This is a genomic window from Candidatus Symbiopectobacterium sp. NZEC135, assembly GCF_025962695.1.
Genome location: NZ_JAGFPF010000308.1, coordinates 1 through 1,837, shown reverse-complemented (window position 1 = coordinate 1,837; position 1,837 = coordinate 1). Strand labels below are relative to the sequence as shown.

The window sequence follows — 1,837 nt, the reverse complement described above, 5'->3', positions numbered from 1 at the left end:
GCTGTTTTTCAGGTAGCGCTGTGCACTGCTGCCGCCGTTTGCGCCGTAATCGAGCGCAATGGAAACGGATGCACCGGGCGTGCAGGTGACGACGATTGAGCCACTGCCTGCACTGCTGACCACATCCACATTCGTGGCAGTGGCACTTTGTGAGCCGAAACTGAGGGTTCCCATATTGCTTGAGCTGCTGCTGTTAACGCCAAACAGGCAGCCATTTTGCAAGGTGGCCGTCACGTCAAAGGACCCATTGACCGTTACCGCCGACACCGGATTGGCAAGACTCAGCAGCACCGCCAGCGACGGCATGAGGTCGCGGAAAAAACGCCCTGCGCTGATGCCCGTGGTTTTCCCGGTGCAAGCCTTCATGGCAATAGGGTCCTCCTGTTTATCAGTTCCAGGTAAGCGTCGCTGTAATGGTGTCTGTATAGTTGCCCGCAGGGGGGTATTTGAGCGTTTGCTCGGACGCAAGGATTCGGCCATAGATAGGCACTGCTTGTGCTACACCGGTGCCCGCGGGAACGTTAAGGGTACCACCGATAGCAATTTCCGTGGAGCGCGCACTGTTGCTGTAAAGGCGATAGGAGATCAGTGTCGGGGTGCCTGCACCGTTGGTGAGACGGCGTACGGCACTGGCGTCATTTGCGCCAGCACCGATAGTGAGCACGGCGGCGGTGCCTGACGAACACAGCACCGAAAGGCCCGTAGTGCCCACCTCGGCGTCCACGTTGGTGTTTAAATCCGCGACCTGACCAAACGCCAGCGTTCCGAATGTGCCACTGCTCACGTTGTTAACCAGACATGTCGAGTTTACCGTCAGGGAAACGGCGATATTGCCAGTAATGGTGGCGCTTTCAACAAACGTGGTTGGCATAAACAGAAATAAAGAGGAGAGTGCGGCGAGCGCTGCTTTTTGCTTATTCATTGCCCTTCCTTCATACAAGCACCGCACACCGAAATTCCGTTAAACGTAATGACGTTTTAAAATAGGAAAGCGTGGCAGCGCGCAGATTTTTTCATTCTCACCGCGACACACTGGCGCAGGGAAAACGGACAAAGCGTGCAGGATATAAACCTTCACCCCTTTTTTGAGGCATCGCTTTCTCTGGTGGGCAATATAAACCCGTCACACTTCACGTTGCCGATGCGTTGGCGGTGTTCACTTACCCGAATCACTGACTTGAGTAAGTTCCTCACTTGCTGCCTTCCTGCAACGCGAATTATTTAGGGTATAAACAATGAAAATAAAGGTGCAATCGGTGCTTTCGCTGTCATTGCCAGCAGCACGGAATAATAGATTATGGTGAGCTTTTAAATAAATTTAATAACAACTTACATAAACCGCTCTTCATAAAGATAGATGCCCCCCCTTTGTTTAACAATGTGAGGAATTTGATAAAAAGGAAAAAGGAATGAAAAAGCCAAATTCTATGCGCTGTTAGTTTTAAATTTTCACCTGGAAGGTTTTAATGGTTTTTTACTCTGATTTTTTACGCTGTCGTGGTGGCGAAAATGTTGTTTTTCGCTTTTTTTTGCTCTGCTGCCCTAGGTGATTGAGACAATGTCGTCACTTAACCTGATGATTCATGTGTGTAATCTTGCCACACTGCGTGTTCTGGTGATGAAGCGAGGCATGCCTATGCCTCAGCGGCCTATGCAAATCGGTTGACTCCAGCTTCCTATCTAAGGTAAAAAAGCGTTTCGTGCTTCGGTTAAATTTGCAACAAAATGACACGTATTCTCCCTGCCAGACCCTGTACGCATGGAAGGGTTTTTATCGGGAAATATGCGCTAACAGCATAATAGAACGAAGTTTTTTACTATAACGGTGTTATATGCA

General features: G+C 49.6%; 2 protein-coding genes. Both read right to left on the bottom strand.

The window, feature by feature from the left end; all coding sequences use genetic code 11:
* The coding region (locus J5224_RS26265) for a spore coat U domain-containing protein (RefSeq protein ID WP_264628117.1) at positions 1-366 on the bottom strand (366 nt) is incomplete at its 3' end.
* A gap of 22 nt (positions 367-388) precedes the next feature.
* Positions 389-922: a spore coat U domain-containing protein gene (locus J5224_RS26260; protein WP_264628116.1), complete on the bottom strand. Its 534-nt coding sequence runs from the start codon at positions 920-922 to the stop codon at positions 389-391.
* Positions 923-1,837 lie beyond the last annotated feature (915 nt).

Excerpts from the sequence above, each read along its gene's own strand:
- J5224_RS26260 (WP_264628116.1), bottom strand. The coding sequence starts at position 922 with ATGAATAAGCAAAAAGCAGCGCTCGCCGCACTCTCCTCTTTATTTCTG.